This is a genomic window from Mycobacterium sp. IDUB_19 (genome assembly GCF_055419445.1).
This window is the reverse complement of sequence record NZ_JBVAXR010000008.1, coordinates 152,819-170,149: the sequence shown is the minus strand read 5'-3', so window position 1 is coordinate 170,149 and position 17,331 is coordinate 152,819. Positions and strand designations below refer to the sequence as shown.

Below are 17,331 nucleotides of genomic sequence, written 5' to 3'. Positions count from 1 at the left end.
ATGGAATGCGTTGGCATCGTTGAAGGATCGACTTGGCACCCTCACACCGGCTTAGCGCTGTCGACCTGATCCCGGCCGTATTCGATGACGGGCGCGGAGTCGCCGTACACATTGAGGGTGTGGATGAAGCGGTGCAATCCCATCACGCCCGCGCAGGTGAACCCCAGCTCGATGATCTGTGCGGCGGTGAAATGCTCGCCCAACCGCTGGTAGAACTCGTCGTCCATGGCGTGATGATCGGCGGAGAGCAGGTCGATGAACTCGACGGCCATCTGCTCCTGCGGCGTCAGCGTGCCATGGCCCGGTGCCAGCAGGCAGACGACGTCCTCATCAGTGATCGAGTCATGCTTGCGCGACTGGCTACAGGGTTCGCACTCGCCGAGTTGGGCGCTGCGGATGCGCAGCAACTCCAGGATCCGGCCGCCGAGCAGCGTGCCGGCACCGAGGTGGGTTCTGGCCATATTGACCTGGTCGAGCTGTGCGCTGCGATAGGCGAAAATCTGCAGGGGCACCGGCGTCGCATAGAGCCCGGCGGCAACGCCGGCGTCGACGATTTCGCGGGAGTGTGCGCTGAGCTCTTCCATCGGAATTGGTGCAATACGCGGCATTAATTCAGACTATCTTTTTTATGCATCACTGAGAAGAAGCGAGCGGGAGAACTCGATGTCCAGACTTGCCGGAAAAGTCGCGATAGTCACCGGAGGTGCCGGCGGGATTGGTGCGGCGACGGCGCACGAATTGGCCCGCGAAGGCGCGGCCGTCGCCGTCGTCGATATCGACGAGGCAAAGGCTAACGACGTCGCCAACGAGATTCGGCAGACCGGGGCTCACGCGATCGCCCTCGGCGGCGACCTCGCCGAGGAAGAGGTGGCCAGCTCCGTGGTGGCTGCCACGGTGGCAGAGTTCGGCCGGCTCGATGTCCTGCACAACAACGCGGCGCTGACCGCCAGCAGCTTCTTGTCCCGCGACACCACGGTCACCGAGATTTCGCTCGACGTGTGGCAGCGGTCGTTGCAGGTCAATCTCGGAAGTCAGCTGCTGATGTGCAAATACGCCATTCCGGAGATGCGGAAACGCGGCGGCGGCTCGATCGTCAACATGTCGTCGGGCGCGGCCCTGTCGGGTGACCGGACCCGCCTGGCCTACGGCGTCTCGAAGGCCGGGGTGCACACCCTGACGATGTACGTGGCGACTAGCGAAGGCAAGCAAGGCATACGGGCCAACACCATCGTGCCCGGATTGATCCTCACCGACGCCGTGCGCGCGCACCTGTCCGAGGACATCATCGACGGCCTGGGCCGCGCCACGCTGACGCCCTATGTCGGACAACCCCAAGACGTTGCAGAACTCGTTGTTTTTCTGGCTTCCGAGCAGTCCCGCTACATCACCGGACAAATGATTTCGATCGACGGCGGAATGTCGGCGCATGTCGCGATGAAGACGGGCGATTAAATAATTGCAGCCTTTACCGACACAAGCGCTATTGCTATCAGCGGATGTGAATTAAACGAATTTCTTTCTCGCCCTATTGAGTTGTCGGCCCCAGCGCGTAGGCGCCGGTCTCCGGGTGGTGATACCAGCCGCTGGCGGCATGGGTGCCGCCGTCGACGTGGATCGTTTGACCAGTGATGTAGCTGGACATGTCGGACGCGAGAAACACTGCCGCGCCTGCCATTTCGTCGACGTGGCCCGCGCGCCCCATCGGAACCGTGAGTCCGAACCGCTGCTCGGAGCCCGGCGGCGCAATCTGCCTGATGCCTTCGGTCAGGGTGATATCGGGGGCCAGCGCGTTGACCCGGATGCCGTAGGGAGCGAGTTCGAGCGCGGCGGTCTTGGTGTAGTTGATGACGCCCGCCTTGGCCGCCGCGTAGGTCGCGTAACCGGGTGCGGCGCGGACACCCTCGATCGACGTGACGCTGATGATGCTGCCAGGCAGTTTCTGCTCGACAAGGTTGCGGGCCACCCGCTGCGTACACAGGTACACATGGCGCAGGTTGGACTTGTACAGGGCGTCCCACCCGTTCTCGGTGGTGTCGAGGATCCCCGACCAGAAGACTCCACCGGCGTTATTGACCAGGATCGTCACCGGCCCGAGCTCGCCAGCGGTCTGCGCCAGCGCGGCATCCACCTCGGCACTGTCCCGGACGTCGACAGGGATGCCGAGAGCACCGATCTCCTCGGCGGCGGCCGCGCACGTGTCGGGGTTGCGCTCCCAGATCGCCACCCGTGCGCCGAATGCCTTCAGCCCTGCCGCGATGCCCCGGCCGATGCCTGCGCCGCCACCGGTGACAACAGCGACGCGGTCGGTCAGCAGCACGCTTGAGGGATCGAGTGTCATGGATTTAAATATAGAACAATCCCACTTCAAGGTTTACAGTTCTCACTAAATATGTTCGATATGTAACGCGTAGTAAGACCCAAGGGAGGCCGCGATGGCCAGCACGATCTTCGTCACCGGCGCGACCGGTCAGACCGGCGGCAACGTCTGCGAGCAGCTGATCGAGCGGGGCGACCACGTCCGCGCCCTGGTGCGCAATCCCGACGACGCAACGGCGCTGGCCGAGATCGGCGTCGAACTGGTCAAGGGCGACATCAGCGAGGCCGACGATGTTGTCAACGCGGCCAAGGGCGCCGAGGCGGCGATCCACTGCGCGGCACTGCTGGGCGGCGCGAGTCAGGACCTAGAGGACTTCAAAGCTGTCAACACAGTCGGCACCACGAACGTCCTGGATGCAGCGAAAGCCCATGGCATGCGTCGGGTCGTTGCCCTGAGCACCGCCACTTTCCTCGACTTGAGCACCGGCCTCGACTTCGAAGAGGCGCCCGTTCTGCAAAACCCACCCAACGACCCCTACACCGTCACCAAGCTCGCCGCTTTCCTGGAAGCCCACCGGCGCGCGGCCGCGGGCGACGACGTGCTGACGTGCCACCCCGGGGCGATCTACGGTCCTGGTCTGGTCGTCGAACGCGCATTGCACCGCACCAGTTTCAATCGGGTGCTGTTGGCAGGCATGCGCGGAAAGATCAAGCGCTATCTGGCTTTTCCGGTGACCTGGGTCGCCGGAGCGGATGTCGCCAAGGGCTCGATCGCCGCGCTGGACAAGGGCGTGTCCGGTGAGCGCTACCTGTTGGTCGGCCGTCCCGAAGACACCTTCAGTACCGCCGGCGGCATCAACCGCGCCTGCGAGGTCGCCGGAATCGAGCACCGTGTCGAGGATCTCGACTACCGCACGGATCCCGAGGCGCTGACCGCCGAATTCGGGCCTACCTTGATGGCCATCGCGAAGGCCGCGGCCCGCAGCGAACGCAAGCCCAGAAGCAAAGACAACTTGACCACCCGGCGCCTCGGGTATGCGCCTATGTCCTTCGACGACGGACTGCGGCTGTTGATCTCGTGGCTACGCAAACTCGGCAAGCTGTAGAGGACGCCGTGTCGAGCGCCGTACCGCGCGGCTCAGATCATGGAGATCTGGCCGATCGAATCCTGGACGCCGCCCAGCGGCTGCTGTTCCGGACCGGTGCTCGCAAGTTGTCGCTGTCGGACGTGGCGACCCAGGCCGGGGTATCGCGGCCCACCATCTACCGCTACTTCGTGTCCAAAGAAGACCTCATCGACGCGATGGGAAAGCGCGAACGCCGTCGCTTCACCACGGCGATGGACAAAGCGATGTCCGGAGTCGTCGGCGTCGCACGGTTGGAAGCCGCGGTCGACGTCGTCGCAACCTTCCTCGAGGCTCAGCCGCCGGGGCGGCTGCTCGACCTCGAGCCGGGCTTCGCGCACGACCAGATGGCCGCAGCGCTACCCATGCTCGTCGAAGGACTGGTGGCGGTTTTGCAGTGCTGCGGCCGCGAGGGCGCCCTCGCCGCAGCGGTGGATCCACGCGACCTTGCCGGCGCCATCGCGCGAACCGCCCTGAGCCACTACATATTTCCCGAGGCCGACCGTGCCGCGGCCCGCCGACAGATCCGTGCCGCCGCCGGTCTTGCCGCCCGCGGCTGATCGCCGGGCTCGAATCCTGTCGGGGACCAAGGTTCTCGCAGCTCGATTTTTTCTATTTCTTCATGTGCGCGCCGCTTTGTCACCGCACACTCCAGCTATGTCCTCATCTCGCTGGCTGGCCAGAATGATCGTCCCCGCAATGGTTGGTGCCGCCCTGGTTGCAAGTGCTCCCCTTTCGACTGCCGACCCGGTCAATGACGCATATCTCGCTCAATTGCGCGCCGCCGGCCTCAGCTGGCCGCCCGGACACGATGCCGCCTTGATCGGGATGGCGCAGCTCATCTGCGATGACCTCGGCTGGGGCTGGACGCCAGACCAGATTGCCCGGGACGTCCACGCGAACTTGGACCCCAGAGGCATTGCGGTCGGAGACGTCGGATCCATGGTCGGCATCGCGCACGCGACCTATTGCCCTAACCAGAGGTGCTGGGCTCCGCACTGCTGAGCGCTGTCAGCAGATTTCGCCGTGGCGCAATCCCGCGTGGCACGCCGCGCGGCTCAAAGCTGGCCAATTTCATAGAACCATTCGGCCCACTCGCCGATCTGTCTTTCAATTCGATATGCGTCCCAGAGCATCGGGGGATCTGCACGAGTTTGCAGATACGTTTGCCTCAGGTGGCCAGCGGCCAAGGGAGACAACACATGAGGGCACAAAGATGAGAATCGGTACGGCCATCGCGGCGACGGCATTTGTTGCCGGCACGGCAACCCTGCCGGCGCCAAACGCCTGGGCCGAGCCACTGGCCACGGCCGACAATCTGAAGATGAACGGGATCTACCAGTACGCGGACGAGGACGGCGATACCGGAACCTGGACCATCAACACCACCTGTAGGCAGGTCTGCGTCGCGCACGTGTGGACCGCACCCGGACAAGGATTCAACGCCCCGCTCATCGACGGCCAGTACACCGTGACGCGCACGATCCCGGAGGCCGCGATATGCAGCAACGATCTCAGCCAGCATACGGTGACGGTTAACCAGTCGTGGGACCCGCTGACGCTCACCGGGGTTGCGATCTTCTTGGACAGCAGTGCACCCTGCGGTCTCAGCGACCCGCACGACACCTTTACCCTCACGAAAATCGGCTAACGACAGCCGGTTTGAGACGCTCGGCGTGGATCACACCTTGGAGCTCAGCCCCGCGATCAAATTGATCGTGACCGCGAGAACCACCGCACCCAGCAGGTACGAAATCAGCGCATGCCGCAACACGGTCCCTCTGATGGACGTCAGATTGATCTCGGTGTCTGACACCTGGTAGGTCATGCCGACGGTGAAGGCGACATACGCGAAGTCCCGGAATCGGGGCGGCTCCGGGTCATGGAAATCGATCCCGCCGGGATCGCCGGAGTAGTAGAGCCTCGCGTAGTGCACGGTGAACAACGTGTGGACGGCGAACCAGGAGGCCGCAACGGTCAGAATGCCCGCGATCGCGGCCTGGATGGCTTCGGCGCCGGAGCGCGACCCGGCGACGACCACATAGCCGACCCCACCCAGGCTTGCGACACTTGCCGACAGGATCACCGCGTCGGCGAGCCAGCGGGTCGGGTCCTCCCGCGTCGCCCAGACACGGGTTTGGTCGGCATCCATTCCAAAGAAGATGAGTTGCGTCCACACCACATACACGCCGGCGGCGGCGACCCAACCGGCCAGCGCGAAGCGCCAGCTGAAGGCATTACCCACCGTGATGGCAACGACAACACCGAGCACCACGGCAACCGATATCCGAACCGCGACGGTGTCGCGGAACAACTTCACCAGGGACGTCACCATCCCGACCTAACCATCAGTACACGTCGTCGGATAGCGACACTCGGGAGAAACTCCCAAAACGACATGATTGCAGCCGGTCACTATTTCACGAGTCTGGGGACGAATGGGAATTTGCATCGCAACCAGGCCATTTGCTGCGCACCCCAACCGCTTTCGATGAATTCCCGAGTCTGCTTTGCCGCCCCACGGCGCCGCAGCCGATCTCGGGCCGAGCGGCTCGCCGACGAGCGTGGCGTCAGACTTTGCCCGCTTCGTCAATTCGCCGCGCGCGCCCGCTTCGCGGACCGCATAATGATGCCGTTGTACCGCCCCTCCCAAACAAGGAGCCGATCGTGATTTCTGCTCGCAAACTGTGCTTACTGAGCGTCCCCGCTATTGCTGCCGTCTCTTTGACCGTGGGTACCGGGATTGCCGTCGCCGACGACGACTCCTACCTCGCCCAGATTCACAAGATCGGCCTCACCGGGGACAAGGACGCGCTGATCCAGCTCGGTCACCTGATTTGCGCGGACCGCAGCGCCGGCGAAACCCCGGACCAGCTGGCCCAGGTGGTGCAGAGCAAAAACCCGGGGATCAGCCTCGCGGACGCGACCGGCGTGGTGAGCGCGGCGGAATCCAACTACTGCCCCTAACAGTGCGACTGGGCCGCCGTCATTGCGAGCCCACTGACGACGCAGTAAACGCCGCCACCGGCATCTCCACGGTGCCACGACACGGGCCGCTGGTGATGTCGGTGTGCCAGGTGCCGCGCAGCGTCCCGTCGGGTTGCGGCGTGTAGAACGCCCACGACGTCGCGGGTGCCCAGACTTTCGGGACGCCCTCCCCCAGGTAGCAATCCCACTGGAAGTCGAAGTGCTCCACCCACCTTGCTCCGTCCCAAACGTAGTGAGACGGCTGGGGCAACGTCGGGTTCTTGGGGACGGGCCCGTTCGTGGCAGTCGCGACGCACTTGCCCGACGAGCACGACGTCACGAAGACGTAGTCGGCGCTGAAGGTGGGTTCGGCTTGACCGGCCGCAACGCTGCTGCCGGTCTTGTTCACGGCGTATCTCACCAGCGAGTACTTGCCATTCCACACCGGGGTGGCCGCGTGCGCCGAAACCACAGTGGCGCCAAGGATCGCGACGACGCCTAGCGCCGTCGCCAGCTGGCGGCCGAACCTCGAACGTGAACACACCGTGTCCATGGTGCGGATTCGACGACGCGATGCGATCTCGGCACGGACACGATCGCGCCGTAATGAGCTGCCTCAGTGCAGGTGAAACTTCGTGGCGCCGAATGGTTCGGATGTGCCCATCGCGAAAACGGTCGACGCGCCCACGCGGTAGACATGCCACGGCGGCGGGCCCGCCGAAGGAGCACTGTACTCGGCCGTGAGCGCGTCGCCGGCGACCTCGGCGGGCCATCCGCCACGGGCGAAAGCCTCAGCGACGGAGTCTAATTCACTGCCATGGCTGATCCTTTCGGCCGCGCCCTCGAGGATCAGATCGAACTGATCGGTAGCGATGCTGACCGCACATCTGCCGTCGCGGGCCAGGTTACGAGATTTCCGGGTCGCGGATCCGGACGTGAAATACCAGCTGCCGGCGTGCGCAATCACCCCCACCGGCCGCACCTGCGGACTGCCGTCGGAATTGATTGTTGTCAGCCACGCCGTATGTCGTTGCGGACCACCGCTGTCCGGCGCCTGCGTCAGCTGACCGTCCAGCACCGTTTTGACGCGGGCCCACTCAATCGTCGGCGCCCCGTACCCGTCGAGATTGTGCGCTGTGATCGTCATGCCAGTGTTGACCGATGCCGGCCCAAGAACTCATCGCCCGTGCAGCAGGAACAGGCCGTAGGCAGCGACGGACTGCGAGTCGGCCACCACCCCCGATCGGATCATCTCCTCGAGGTCTTCGCGGGAGAACCACTCGCTGCGCATGTCCTGCTCCTCGTGCTCACGCTCGGTCTCTCCTTCGGAGATCCCGGTGGCCAGGAACACCCAACCGCGCTGACTCGTCATTCCCGGAGCGACATCGAGCAGACCGAGCGCCTCGAACGACGTCGCGCTCAACCCGGTTTCCTCGCGGAGTTCACGCGCGGCCAGCTCGGCGGGATCGGCGTCGGCCAAATCGGGTGCGGTGCCCTGCGGGAACTCCCAGCGGCGCGCGCCGACCGGATAGCGGAACTGTTCAACCAGCCGGAACCGGCGGCCGTCGTAGGGCATCACCAGCGCGTACGTCGGTTTGTCCACCACGGCATAAATACCGGGGCTGCCGTCCGGCCGGCGGATGTCGTCCTCCCGGAAGATCAGCCACGGGTTCCGATAGATCTCGCGCGACGCGAGGCGTTCGATGAAAGGCACGTCGCCCAGTATGAATGCGACCAACCCGACGCAACGGCCATGACGAGCAGGTAGCGTCCGAAACCATGCCTTCCCACGAAGCCATCACCCAAACCGTCAACAGCTATCTCGCGCACGTCGCCAACGGCGCCACCGACGAGATTGTGAACCTCTACACCGCCGACGCCACCATCGAGGATCCGGCCGGATCCGAGGTGCGGCGCGGCCAGGACGCGGTCCGCGAGTTCTACGCGGCGTTCCAAGATGCCAAGAAGGAGACCGAACTCGCCGAAGTTCGCGTCGGCGGCAACGAGGCGGCGTTCTTCTGGCACCTCACGCTCGACGCCGGCGACAGCCGTACCCGGATCTCGCCCATCTCATTGATGACATTCGACGATGACGCCAGGATCACGTCGATGCGGGCGTTCTGGTCGCCTTCCGACGTTCGCGTCCTGTAGCGCAAGGCGTTGCAGACGAAGGAAATACGATCTCTATGCCGTCTCGGCGACACGTTTGATGCGCCGCAATGTCTGCTCGATCCCCCGGTTCACCTGACGGCCCCTGGGGATGGCCGCTTCGGCCAATCTGCTGGGCACTGAGCACCATAAGAACCGAAACGACTCGGTGAGCAACGTTCCCGACGACGACGGCTCCAACGTATAGCGCCACCGTGTTTCCTCACGATCGGCGCCGTCGTTGACGGTCGTGAACGCGAATTCGCAGCCCCGATCGGCAGTATCGACCAAGACGGTTCTTTTCCACCGCAGCGGGCCGAGCCGGTTGTACCCGCGAAAGCGTGCGCCCGGCGCCGCCGCCGTTGCCCCGTCCAGCCACTCGCACCGATAACACTCCGGGCTCCACTCCCCCATCCGGGTGATGTCCGCGATCAGGTCGTACACGCGGTCGGGAGGCGCGGCGATGTCGATACTGTGCTGGCCGCTCCTGGCTGTGGGCATGCGCACAGTATCCCACTGCGGCGACCTCAACTCGAGGCCGTGACTCCGCTTGCAGCACATCGGTGTTGAGCTCCGACATCAAGCCGGCGAGTCACCAGACCCACGAGCATCCGGGCGTTTCGCTGGCAGAAATCGGCACAGTAGCCGATAGTGGGTCTATGCGAGACGGCCCGGGACAATCGCCGAGCGGCCGAGCCCTCGTCTTCGAAGGTGAAACGTGCTGAGCATGCAACGTCACATCATCGTCAGCGGTGACGACGCGCTGGCGACGACGATAGCCGAGGAGCTGGAGAACGCCGGCGCAACCATCGTCAAGCTCGTCGATGACAATGTCGCCGACACCAAGGACGACCTCGTCCAGGCCGGGATCGTTCGCGCGGCCGCGGTGGTCTGCGCAGGGGATGACGACGCGATAAATCTCGAAATCGCCCTACTGGCAAGGAAAGCCAACCCGAACGTACGCGTGGTGGCCCGGCTGGCCAATGACGTACTGCGCGAAGCGATCGCCGACGGTAACGGTCCCGGTGCGATCCTCGATGTCGCCGAGCTGGCGGCGCCGTCCGTCGTCGAGGCAGCTCTGGCCCACACCGTGCACCCGTTCGAGGCGGCCGGGATCAAGTTCCTCGTCTCGGGCTCGCAGGCACCCTACGACGCGACGCTGCGCGAGATCTACGCCGACCTGGCGCCGGTGGCGGTGATCCACGGCAAGAACTCGCCCGCGCCCGGATTGCTGGAGACATGTCCGGGCCGCGACCTGAAGGTCCGCGCCGGCGATTGGACCGCGATGATCGGCACCGCCGAAGAGCTGGCGGCTCGCGGCATCAAGGCCCCGCGGCCGAGCACGACACGCATCCGTCAGCGCCGGATGCGGCGGGCCATTGACGTCGCGCGCGGCCTGCGCAATGACATCAATCCGATGTTTTTGCGTGCGGTAACCGCAGCGTTGGGCGTGCTGATCTTCTCGACGGTGTTGTTGCGCTACTGCTACCAGGCCCACCAGAGAATGACCTGGGTCGACGCCTTGTACTTCAGTACCGAGACGATCGCGACGGTGGGCTATGGCGACTTCAGCTTCCTCGCGCAGCCCACATGGTTGCGATTGTTCAGCATCATGTTGATGTTCGCCGGCGTGATGACCACGGCCGTCCTCGTCGCGTTCATCGCCGACCTGCTGATTTCGCGCCGTTTCGCTCATACGGCCGGCCGCCGGCGCGCGCGCCACCTGCGCAATCACGTCGTCGTCGTCGGGCTGGGTTCGTTCGGCAGCCGCGTCATCGCCGACCTGACCGCCGCCGGATACGAGGTGGCGGTGATCGAGCTCGATGAGAATAACCGCTACCTTTCGACGGCCGCCGAACTCGAGGTGCCGGTGATCTTCGGGGATGCGACGCTGCGCCAGACCCTGAAAGCGGCCCGCGTCGACACCGCCCGCGCGGTGGCGGTGCTGACCCACGACGACATGGTCAACATCGAGACCGGCATCGTGCTGCGCGAGATGTTGGGTCCGCGGGTCATGCCCAAGGTCATCCGGCCCGATGTGCCGATCGTGTTGCGTATCTACGACCATGCGCTGGGCAGCGCGGTGGCCGAGCGGTTCGGTTTCGACACTGTTCGTTCGACCGTCGCGTTGGCTGCCCCGTGGTTCGTCGGCGCGGCGATGGGCCTGCAAACGCTGGGCACGTTTTCCGTTGGGCAGCGCTACTTCATGGTCGGCGGCATGCACGTGGCCGCGGGCAGCGAACTCGACGGACTGCGGATGTTCGAGCTGTCCACGCAGACCCGCGTCATCGCGATCACCCGCGAGGACGCCCCGGTGCAGCTACACCCGCGGCGCGATGCCCGGCTGCGCGCCGGCGACACCGTCTACCTTGTCGGCCCCTACCGCGAGTTGGTGGCCACGCTGCAAAAGGGCCAACCCCCGCAGCAACCGGACGTCGGCCGCGAACGCCTGCCGGCCTAAAGCCGCCCGGCCACGTCCGCGGCGCGGCGCGCCTGATCGAGGTCTGAACTGGTCGGGATGAGCTGAACCTCGTCGGTGCCGATCTCTTCGAATTTGCGCAGCACCGCCGCCAGCTCGTCCTCACTACCGGCCCAGCCGGTCATCGGGGCCATCGCGTCGACGTACTCAGCCGGAATCCAGTTCATGTAGCGCAGCAGATGCTGATGCACCTGGGCGCGGGACTGTTCGGGCGTACCGAAGGCGAACCAGAACGACGTCATCAGATGGGGTTTGGGCTTGCCGGCCTGCGCCCACGCTGCCCGAGCCACATCGAAGAGCTCATTCTGCTTGTCGACGTCCAGGTCCAAGGTGGTGCCGGCCAGGCCGTCGGCCCAGGCTGCCGCGCTGCGGACGGTCTTCGGCCCGATACTGCCGACCAACAGCGGCGGGCCACCGGGCTGAACCGGGGCGGGTCCGACCGGGAGCACCGATTCGGTGATCTTTTCGCCGGCCCACACCCGCTTCATCACCGCGACCCGGTCGGCCATGTCGCGCATCGTCTGCGTCGCCGGGTCGGCGCCCACCGCGTGGTAGTCCTCGTGCCTGCCGCCCACGCCGATGCCGACGGTCAACCGCCCGCCGGACAGCATGTCCCCCGTGGCCAAACCTTTGGCCAACATCGTCGGATCGTGCAGCTGCGGCACGATCACCGTCGTCATCAGCCGCACCCGTTTGGTCCAGGCAGCGAGCGCACCCAGCAGCGTGAGATTGTCCGGGTTGGTGAACGCGATGCGTTCGCCCCAGCACAGCGACGAGAAGGGGCCCTCGTCGATCGTGCGCGCCCAGTTCTGAAGCACCGTGGCATCCAAATCCGGTTCCATCACCGGCATCGTCATTGCTATCCGCACGACGGCGATTCTGGCATGCCTTCAACACTGCTACCTGGAGTGGCACCATGGGTCCAGTGACCTTCACGAGTACGTCCATCGCACATGTCCGCCTTACGGTCACCGATATCGAGCGTTCGCGGCAGTTCTACGAGAGCGTGTTCGATTGGCCAGTGCTGCTCGAAGTTCCCGAGAACGCGAGCGAGGCAACCCGCAACCAGTTGAGCTTTCTGTACGGCGGCGTCATCTACGACCTCGGCGGCACGCTGCTTGGGCTGCGGCCGGTCGCCACGGACCGCTTCCACGAAGACCGCTGCGGTCTCGACCACATCGCGTTCCGGCTCGCCAGCCTGGCAGAATTAGATACCGCGGCAGCACACCTCGATGAAATCGGCATCGAGCACGAGCCGGTCAAAGACATTGGGCCGTCATACATTCTGGAGTTCCGCGACCCCGACAACATCGCCTTGGAACTGACCGCGCCCAAGTAGCGCTTTGCGCGTTGTCGCCTCGCGGCGACAGTGGTTGACTGGAAAGAACTATGTCCATCAATTTCAACCACACCATCGTCGCCGCACACGACAAACGCGAGTCCGCGGAATTTCTCGCCGAGCTCTTCGACCTGCCCAGCCCGAAGCCATTCGGCAACTTCATGGTTGTCGCACTCGAGCACGGCGTGAACCTCGATTTCGCGAACGCCCCCGAGGGCGAGGAAATCCGGCGGCAACACTACGCGTTCCTGGTCTCCGAGCCGGAGTTCGACACGATCTACGGCAAGATCCGATCGCGGGGCCTGCAGCATTGGGCCGATCCTCGCCAAAGCCGTCCCGGCGAGATCAACCACAACCACGGAGGTCGCGGGGTCTACTTCCTGGACCCCTCCGGGCATGCCATGGAGATTCTGACTCGGCCCTACGGATCCGCCGGCTGAGGCTTAGGGCCTAGTCGCCGCGCGATGCGCCATGCCGGACGCTCTCCTGGCCGCGATAGTCGTCGGCGAGCTTCGCGACGTGCTTGGGCAGGGTGCCGGATGCGACATCGGCCAGGGTCGTCTCCTCCAGCACCGAGCGCATGCTGGCGCGCAGCGCACGCCAGACGTCGGCCAGGGGCGCCGTGGGTCCCGAGTACGGCAGGTCACCGAGGCCGATGTCTCGGACGCTGGCCAGCGGCCCGTCAATGCAGCGCAGCACGTCGGCAATGCTGATCTCGCTGCCCGGACGGGCCAGCTCATAGCCCCCGTCGCGCCCGCGGTGGCTGCGCACCAGGCGGTCGGTGCGCAGGTTGGTAAGGATGTCGACCAGGAACTGCGGCGGTATGCCCTGCGCCTGGGCCAAATCGTCGGTTTTGACCAGCGTGCCGCTGTCCACGGTGGCGAGCTGGATCATCGCCCGCACCGCGTACTCCGCCTTTGCTGACATCCGCACCCTGAGGATTGTGCCACGCGCGGACGCCTGGGTCGGTGCGTCTAGCTGCGCAACTCCAGCAGGTCGATCACGCTCTGCGCCATCTCCTCGAGCGAGCGGTCCGGGATCAGCCGCAGATCCGGGTTTTTCGGCCGCTGGTACGGACTGTCGATACCGGTGAAATGCGTGATCTCGCCCGCGCGGGCTTTGGCATAGAGCCCCTTGGGATCACGCGCCTCACATTCGGAGAGCGGGGTGTCGCAGAACACCTCGAAGAATTCAAACCCGGCGTCGGCGTGCACTTTACGAGCCATCTCGCGGTGTTCGGCCAGCGGGCTGATCGCGGGGACCAGTACGGTCTGGCCTGAATCGGCGAGCAGCGTCGCGACATGGGCGAGGCGGCGCAGGTTCTCCGCACGATCGGCCATGGAAAAGCCCAGGTCGGCATTCAGGCCGTGCCGCAGGTTGTCACCGTCGAGAACGTAAGCGGGAATACCCTTTTCGAGCAGCTTCTGCTCGATCAGCATGGCCACCGACGATTTGCCCGCACCCGACAGGCCGGTCAGCCACACCGTCCGGCCCCGGGCTACCCGGTCTTCGGCCGTGACCAGCGACTCGTGCCGCACCGTGTTCGGGCTTGCCTTCTGCGCAGCGACGTCGCGCAACACCATGCCCGCTGCCACGGTGCCGTTGGTGTTCGGGTCGATCAGGATGAACGAACCGGTGCTGGCGTTGCGGGTGTACTCGTCGAGCAGCAACGGCACCTGGGTGCGCAGCGAAATACGGCCAAGTTCGTTGAGCTTCAACGCCGTAGCGCTCTTGTCCCGATGCAGGGTATTGACATCGAGCCGGTAGTCCAGCGCGGTCACTCGCGCCCGCGTGATTCGAGTGGTGTGCTTGATGACGTAATCACGACCCGGCTCAAGCGAAGCGCCGTCGGCCATCCAACACACGGTCGCGTCGAATTCCTGCGCGACCCTGGGCTGGTTGTTGGTGCGGGCGATCATGTCACCACGCGAAATATCGATATCGTCGGTCAAGCTCACCGACACGGCCATCGGCGGAAACGCCTCTTGCACAGGGCCATTCGGGCCTTCGATCGTGCTGATCTTGCTGGTCTTGCCGACCGGCAGCACCACCACCTCGTCGCCGGGGCGCATCACTCCACTGGCCACCGTTCCGGCGTAACTGCGGTGGTCTCGGTGCTCGTGGGTCTGCGGCCGGATCACGTACTGGACCGGGAACCGCACGTCGACCAGATTGCGGTCACCGGCGATGTACACCTCTTCGAGGTGTGAGAGCAACGCCGGGCCCTCATACCAGGGCGACCGGTCCGATTTGGTCACCACGTTGTCGCCGTGCAGCGCGGACATCGGGATGGTGGCCACGTCCTGCACGTCCAAACGTGCGGCGAAAGCGTGGAACTCATCCCGAATCGCTTCGAACTTCTCTCTGTCCCAGTCGATCAAGTCCATTTTGTTGACCGCCAGCACGATGTGCTGGATGCCCAACAGCGACGCCAGGAAGGCGTGCCGGCGTGACTGCTCGAGCAGGCCCTGTCGGGCGTCGACGAGCACGATCACCAGTTGGGCGGTCGAAGCGCCGGTAACCATATTGCGGGTGTACTGAATGTGGCCCGGGGTGTCGGCGATGATGAATTTCCGCTTGGGAGTGGCGAAGTAGCGGTAGGCGACATCGATGGTGATGCCTTGTTCACGTTCAGCCCGCAGGCCATCGGTGACCAGCGACAGGTCGGTGTACTCGTGGCCGCGCTCCTTGGACGTCCGCTCCACCGAGGCCCACTGGTCTTCCATCACGGCCTTGGAGTCGTAGAGCAGGCGCCCTATCAGCGTCGACTTGCCGTCGTCGACGGAGCCCGCGGTAGCCAGCCTCAGTAACGTTGCCATCAGAAGTAACCCTGCCGTTTCCGGTCTTCCATTCCAGCCTCTGAGATGCGGTCGTCCGCCCTGGTAGCGCCGCGCTCGGTCAGCCGCGACACCGCGGTCTCGGCAATGACTTCCGACACCGTGGCGGCTTCCGATTCGACACACCCGGTGCAGGTGACATCCCCGACGGTGCGGAACCGCACCATCTTCTCCACCACCGGCTCGTCGGCACGCGGCTGCAAGTGGCGGTCTACCGCCAGCAACATCCCATCGCGCTGAAAAACCTTGCGCCGGTGCGCGAAATAGATCGACGGCAACTTGATCTTCTCCGCCCCGATGTAGGACCAGATGTCGAACTCGGTCCAGTTCGACAGCGGGAAGACCCGGATGTGCTCGCCCTTGTGGTGCCGCCCGTTGTACAGGTTCCACAGCTCGGGCCGCTGGACCTTGGGGTCCCACTGGCCGAATTCGTCACGGAAGCTGAACACCCGCTCCTTGGCGCGCGCCTTCTCTTCGTCGCGCCGGGCCCCGCCGAACGCGGCGTCGAATTTGTTCTCCCGGATCGCGCGCAGCAGCGTCACGGTCTGTATCGGGTTGCGCGACGGGATGGTTTCGACGACCCGGCCGGCGTCGATGTCTTCCTGCACCGACGCCACCACCAAGCGCACCCCGAACTGCTCGACGAGTTCGTCGCGGGTCGAGATCACCTCGTCGAAGTTGTGGCCGGTGTCGACATGCATGACCGGGAACGGCAGCCGCCCGGGGCGGAACGCCTTCAGGGCCAGGTAGAGCATCACAATGGAGTCCTTGCCGCCGGAGAACAGCAGCACCGGCCGCTCAAACTCCGCGGCAACCTCCCGGATGATGTGGATGGCCTCCGCCTCCAACGAGCGCAGATGGCTCAATTCGTACTGGCCGGCGGAGGGGCCCGCCGTCACACCACTGGTCATGGTTTCCCTGTCCAATCCGTATATCCGGATAAACTTGGTAGAACTGACCATGTTTACGGTCATTGCCGTCTATAGAACCAGCCCACCCCAGCGGTGTCAATGGGCGGCGGCAGGTGGCGCGCGAGCCGAGCACCGGGCACATTGCGCCAGGTTGCGGCGACAGCCTGTTGCCCGGGCCGCTCGGTAGGAAAGCATGGACGGATGACCACTTCTTCCGCTCCCGCTCCCGCGAACGGGCGCGACGTGATCGCGCAGTTTCTCCCCCAATCACCGTTCGTAGCCAAGCTGGGAATCGTCGCCGACCAGCTCAACGACGACGAAGTACGGCTGCGGCTGCCGTGGGATCCCTCGAATGTCACCGTCGGCGACATGGTTCATGGCGGCGCCATTGCCACGCTCGCCGATCTCACCGTCATGGCGGCGGCATGGTGCGGCGTGGAAGCACCGCCCGGGCTGCGCGGCGTCACGGTGTCGATGGCGCTGGACTTCATGGCGCCGGCCCGGGCCACCGACGTGATCGGGGTGGGCCGAGTCCTGCGGCGGGGCCGATCGTTGACCAACTGCGAGGCCGAGATCATCGACCCGGACGGCACGCTGATCGCCAAAGCCCTCGCTACTTACAAAGTCGGCTGAACACCGTCGGCGCGTTGGTCCATTCGAGGCTTCCGAAGATGCGGCGGTCTGCCCGCCTCCCAGCGACAGGGAGTGCTAGAGGGTGATCTCTTCGAGCTTGCCGGTCGCGACATCGAAGACGAAGCCGCGCAACGACACATGCTTGGTCACAAACGGGCTGTTCTCGATGCGGCGCAGCGACTGCCGGACGTCCTCGGCGATATCCGGGAAGGCCTCGGCTGCCCACGGCGGCTTCACACCCGTCTCTTCCTGGATGGTGCGCTTGAAGTCGTCGTCGGTGAAGGTGAGCATCCCGCAGTCGGTGTGGTGGATCAGGATGACCTCTTGAGTCCCCAGCAGCCGTTGACTGATGGCCAGTGAACGAATGACGTCATCGGTCGCGACTCCACCCGCATTGCGGATGACGTGGGATTCACCTTCATTGAGACCGAGGACCCGGTAGACGTCGAGCCGGGCGTCCATACACGCGACGACCGCGACGTGTTTGCTCGGCGGCAAGGGCAGTGGGCCGTTGAACGTGCTTGCGTACTCGGCGTTGTTGGCCAGGTAGTCATCGGTAACCGTCACGGTGCCGCAG

At 64.8% G+C, this 17,331-nt stretch carries 23 protein-coding genes; 11 read left to right on the top strand and 12 right to left on the bottom strand.

All coding sequences use genetic code 11. From position 1 onward, the window contains the following. Positions 1-41: 41 nt before the first annotated feature. Positions 42-608 carry a carboxymuconolactone decarboxylase family protein gene (locus ACZY0B_RS09730; protein WP_463763877.1) on the bottom strand — a complete coding sequence of 189 codons (567 nt, stop codon included), beginning with the start codon at positions 606-608 and terminating at the stop codon, positions 42-44. A gap of 55 nt (positions 609-663) precedes the next feature. Here ACZY0B_RS09730 and ACZY0B_RS09725 point away from each other — a divergent pair, with 55 nt between their 5' ends. Beyond that, positions 664-1,452 carry an SDR family NAD(P)-dependent oxidoreductase gene (locus ACZY0B_RS09725; RefSeq protein WP_463763876.1) on the top strand — a complete coding sequence of 263 codons (789 nt, stop codon included), beginning with the start codon at positions 664-666 and terminating at the stop codon, positions 1,450-1,452. A gap of 73 nt (positions 1,453-1,525) precedes the next feature. On the opposite strand, the gene ACZY0B_RS09720 is transcribed toward ACZY0B_RS09725, so the two are convergent. After that, positions 1,526-2,338, bottom strand: a complete 813-nt coding sequence (locus ACZY0B_RS09720) for an SDR family NAD(P)-dependent oxidoreductase (RefSeq protein ID WP_463763875.1) — start codon at positions 2,336-2,338, stop codon at positions 1,526-1,528. Positions 2,339-2,432: 94 nt separating this feature from the next. Between ACZY0B_RS09720 and ACZY0B_RS09715 the strand changes: the two genes are divergently transcribed. From ACZY0B_RS09715 to ACZY0B_RS09700, 4 genes are all read left to right on the top strand, one after another. Beyond that, positions 2,433-3,422: an NAD-dependent epimerase/dehydratase family protein gene (locus tag ACZY0B_RS09715; RefSeq protein WP_463763874.1), complete on the top strand. Its 990-nt coding sequence runs from the start codon at positions 2,433-2,435 to the stop codon at positions 3,420-3,422. Between the two features lie 8 nt (positions 3,423-3,430). Continuing rightward, entirely contained in the window at positions 3,431-4,000 is a 570-nt protein-coding gene (locus ACZY0B_RS09710) for a TetR/AcrR family transcriptional regulator (RefSeq protein ID WP_463763873.1), read from the top strand. Positions 4,001-4,097: 97 nt separating this feature from the next. Then, a complete protein-coding gene (locus ACZY0B_RS09705; RefSeq protein ID WP_463763872.1) occupies positions 4,098-4,445 on the top strand; it encodes a DUF732 domain-containing protein in 348 nt (115 codons plus the stop codon). 211 nt (positions 4,446-4,656) lie between these two features. Beyond that, positions 4,657-5,091, top strand: a complete 435-nt coding sequence (locus ACZY0B_RS09700; RefSeq protein WP_463763871.1) for a hypothetical protein — start codon at positions 4,657-4,659, stop codon at positions 5,089-5,091. 30 nt (positions 5,092-5,121) lie between these two features. Here ACZY0B_RS09700 and ACZY0B_RS09695 read toward each other — a convergent pair whose 3' ends face one another. Next, a complete protein-coding gene (locus ACZY0B_RS09695; RefSeq protein WP_463763870.1) occupies positions 5,122-5,772 on the bottom strand; it encodes a DUF1345 domain-containing protein in 651 nt (216 codons plus the stop codon). Between the two features lie 335 nt (positions 5,773-6,107). Here ACZY0B_RS09695 and ACZY0B_RS09690 point away from each other — a divergent pair, with 335 nt between their 5' ends. Next, a complete protein-coding gene (locus tag ACZY0B_RS09690) occupies positions 6,108-6,407 on the top strand; it encodes a DUF732 domain-containing protein (protein ID WP_463763869.1) in 300 nt (99 codons plus the stop codon). A 19-nt stretch (positions 6,408-6,426) separates the two neighbouring features. Here ACZY0B_RS09690 and ACZY0B_RS09685 read toward each other — a convergent pair whose 3' ends face one another. The 3 genes from ACZY0B_RS09685 to ACZY0B_RS09675 all read right to left on the bottom strand — a co-directional run bounded on the left by ACZY0B_RS09685 (position 6,427) and on the right by ACZY0B_RS09675 (position 8,121). Beyond that, positions 6,427-6,960, bottom strand: coding sequence for an Rv2253 family sensor-like surface protein (locus ACZY0B_RS09685; RefSeq protein WP_463763868.1), 534 nt, complete (start codon positions 6,958-6,960; stop codon positions 6,427-6,429). 63 nt (positions 6,961-7,023) lie between these two features. After that, on the bottom strand, positions 7,024-7,554 hold the full coding sequence (locus ACZY0B_RS09680; RefSeq protein WP_463763867.1) for a pyridoxamine 5'-phosphate oxidase family protein: 531 nt from the start codon (positions 7,552-7,554) through the stop codon (positions 7,024-7,026). A gap of 30 nt (positions 7,555-7,584) precedes the next feature. Continuing rightward, a complete protein-coding gene (locus tag ACZY0B_RS09675; protein WP_463763866.1) occupies positions 7,585-8,121 on the bottom strand; it encodes an NUDIX domain-containing protein in 537 nt (178 codons plus the stop codon). 65 nt (positions 8,122-8,186) lie between these two features. Between ACZY0B_RS09675 and ACZY0B_RS09670 the strand changes: the two genes are divergently transcribed. Further along, on the top strand, positions 8,187-8,558 hold the full coding sequence (locus ACZY0B_RS09670; protein ID WP_463763865.1) for a nuclear transport factor 2 family protein: 372 nt from the start codon (positions 8,187-8,189) through the stop codon (positions 8,556-8,558). A gap of 33 nt (positions 8,559-8,591) precedes the next feature. On the opposite strand, the gene ACZY0B_RS09665 is transcribed toward ACZY0B_RS09670, so the two are convergent. Beyond that, positions 8,592-9,056, bottom strand: a complete 465-nt coding sequence (locus tag ACZY0B_RS09665; RefSeq protein WP_463763864.1) for an SRPBCC family protein — start codon at positions 9,054-9,056, stop codon at positions 8,592-8,594. A gap of 226 nt (positions 9,057-9,282) precedes the next feature. Between ACZY0B_RS09665 and ACZY0B_RS09660 the strand changes: the two genes are divergently transcribed. Further along, the gene (locus tag ACZY0B_RS09660) at positions 9,283-11,016 is read left to right on the top strand and encodes an NAD-binding protein (protein WP_463763891.1); all 1,734 of its coding nucleotides are present in this window, start codon (positions 9,283-9,285) and stop codon (positions 11,014-11,016) included. Here the strand turns inward: ACZY0B_RS09660 and ACZY0B_RS09655 are convergent. Beyond that, positions 11,013-11,891 carry an LLM class flavin-dependent oxidoreductase gene (locus ACZY0B_RS09655; protein ID WP_463763890.1) on the bottom strand — a complete coding sequence of 293 codons (879 nt, stop codon included), beginning with the start codon at positions 11,889-11,891 and terminating at the stop codon, positions 11,013-11,015. The two genes, ACZY0B_RS09660 and ACZY0B_RS09655, sit on opposite strands and share 4 nt — an antisense overlap. A 68-nt stretch (positions 11,892-11,959) precedes the next feature. Between ACZY0B_RS09655 and ACZY0B_RS09650 the strand changes: the two genes are divergently transcribed. Both ACZY0B_RS09650 and ACZY0B_RS09645 read left to right on the top strand, forming a co-directional pair. Continuing rightward, positions 11,960-12,373 carry a VOC family protein gene (locus tag ACZY0B_RS09650; RefSeq protein ID WP_463763863.1) on the top strand — a complete coding sequence of 138 codons (414 nt, stop codon included), beginning with the start codon at positions 11,960-11,962 and terminating at the stop codon, positions 12,371-12,373. 50 nt (positions 12,374-12,423) lie between these two features. Beyond that, positions 12,424-12,813, top strand: coding sequence for a VOC family protein (locus ACZY0B_RS09645; protein ID WP_463763862.1), 390 nt, complete (start codon positions 12,424-12,426; stop codon positions 12,811-12,813). Between the two features lie 10 nt (positions 12,814-12,823). Here the strand turns inward: ACZY0B_RS09645 and ACZY0B_RS09640 are convergent, their stop codons facing one another. Genes ACZY0B_RS09640 through cysD form a run of 3 tightly spaced genes read right to left on the bottom strand, consistent with a single transcriptional unit; the run spans position 12,824 to position 16,172 of the window. Beyond that, on the bottom strand, positions 12,824-13,306 hold the full coding sequence (locus ACZY0B_RS09640; RefSeq protein ID WP_463763861.1) for an Rrf2 family transcriptional regulator: 483 nt from the start codon (positions 13,304-13,306) through the stop codon (positions 12,824-12,826). Positions 13,307-13,347: 41 nt separating this feature from the next. Beyond that, positions 13,348-15,192 carry an adenylyl-sulfate kinase gene (cysC, locus tag ACZY0B_RS09635; RefSeq protein WP_463763860.1) on the bottom strand — a complete coding sequence of 615 codons (1,845 nt, stop codon included), beginning with the start codon at positions 15,190-15,192 and terminating at the stop codon, positions 13,348-13,350. Next, positions 15,192-16,172, bottom strand: a complete 981-nt coding sequence (gene cysD, locus ACZY0B_RS09630) for a sulfate adenylyltransferase subunit CysD (RefSeq protein WP_463763859.1) — start codon at positions 16,170-16,172, stop codon at positions 15,192-15,194. Before cysD ends, cysC begins: the two co-directional genes overlap by 1 nt. A gap of 192 nt (positions 16,173-16,364) precedes the next feature. Between cysD and ACZY0B_RS09625 the strand changes: the two genes are divergently transcribed. Next, positions 16,365-16,754, top strand: a complete 390-nt coding sequence (locus ACZY0B_RS09625) for a PaaI family thioesterase (RefSeq protein ID WP_463763889.1) — start codon at positions 16,365-16,367, stop codon at positions 16,752-16,754. Positions 16,755-16,829: 75 nt separating this feature from the next. Here ACZY0B_RS09625 and ACZY0B_RS09620 read toward each other — a convergent pair whose 3' ends face one another. Then, positions 16,830-17,321, bottom strand: coding sequence for a beta-class carbonic anhydrase (locus ACZY0B_RS09620; RefSeq protein ID WP_463763858.1), 492 nt, complete (start codon positions 17,319-17,321; stop codon positions 16,830-16,832). Between the last annotated feature and the right edge of the window lie 10 nt (positions 17,322-17,331).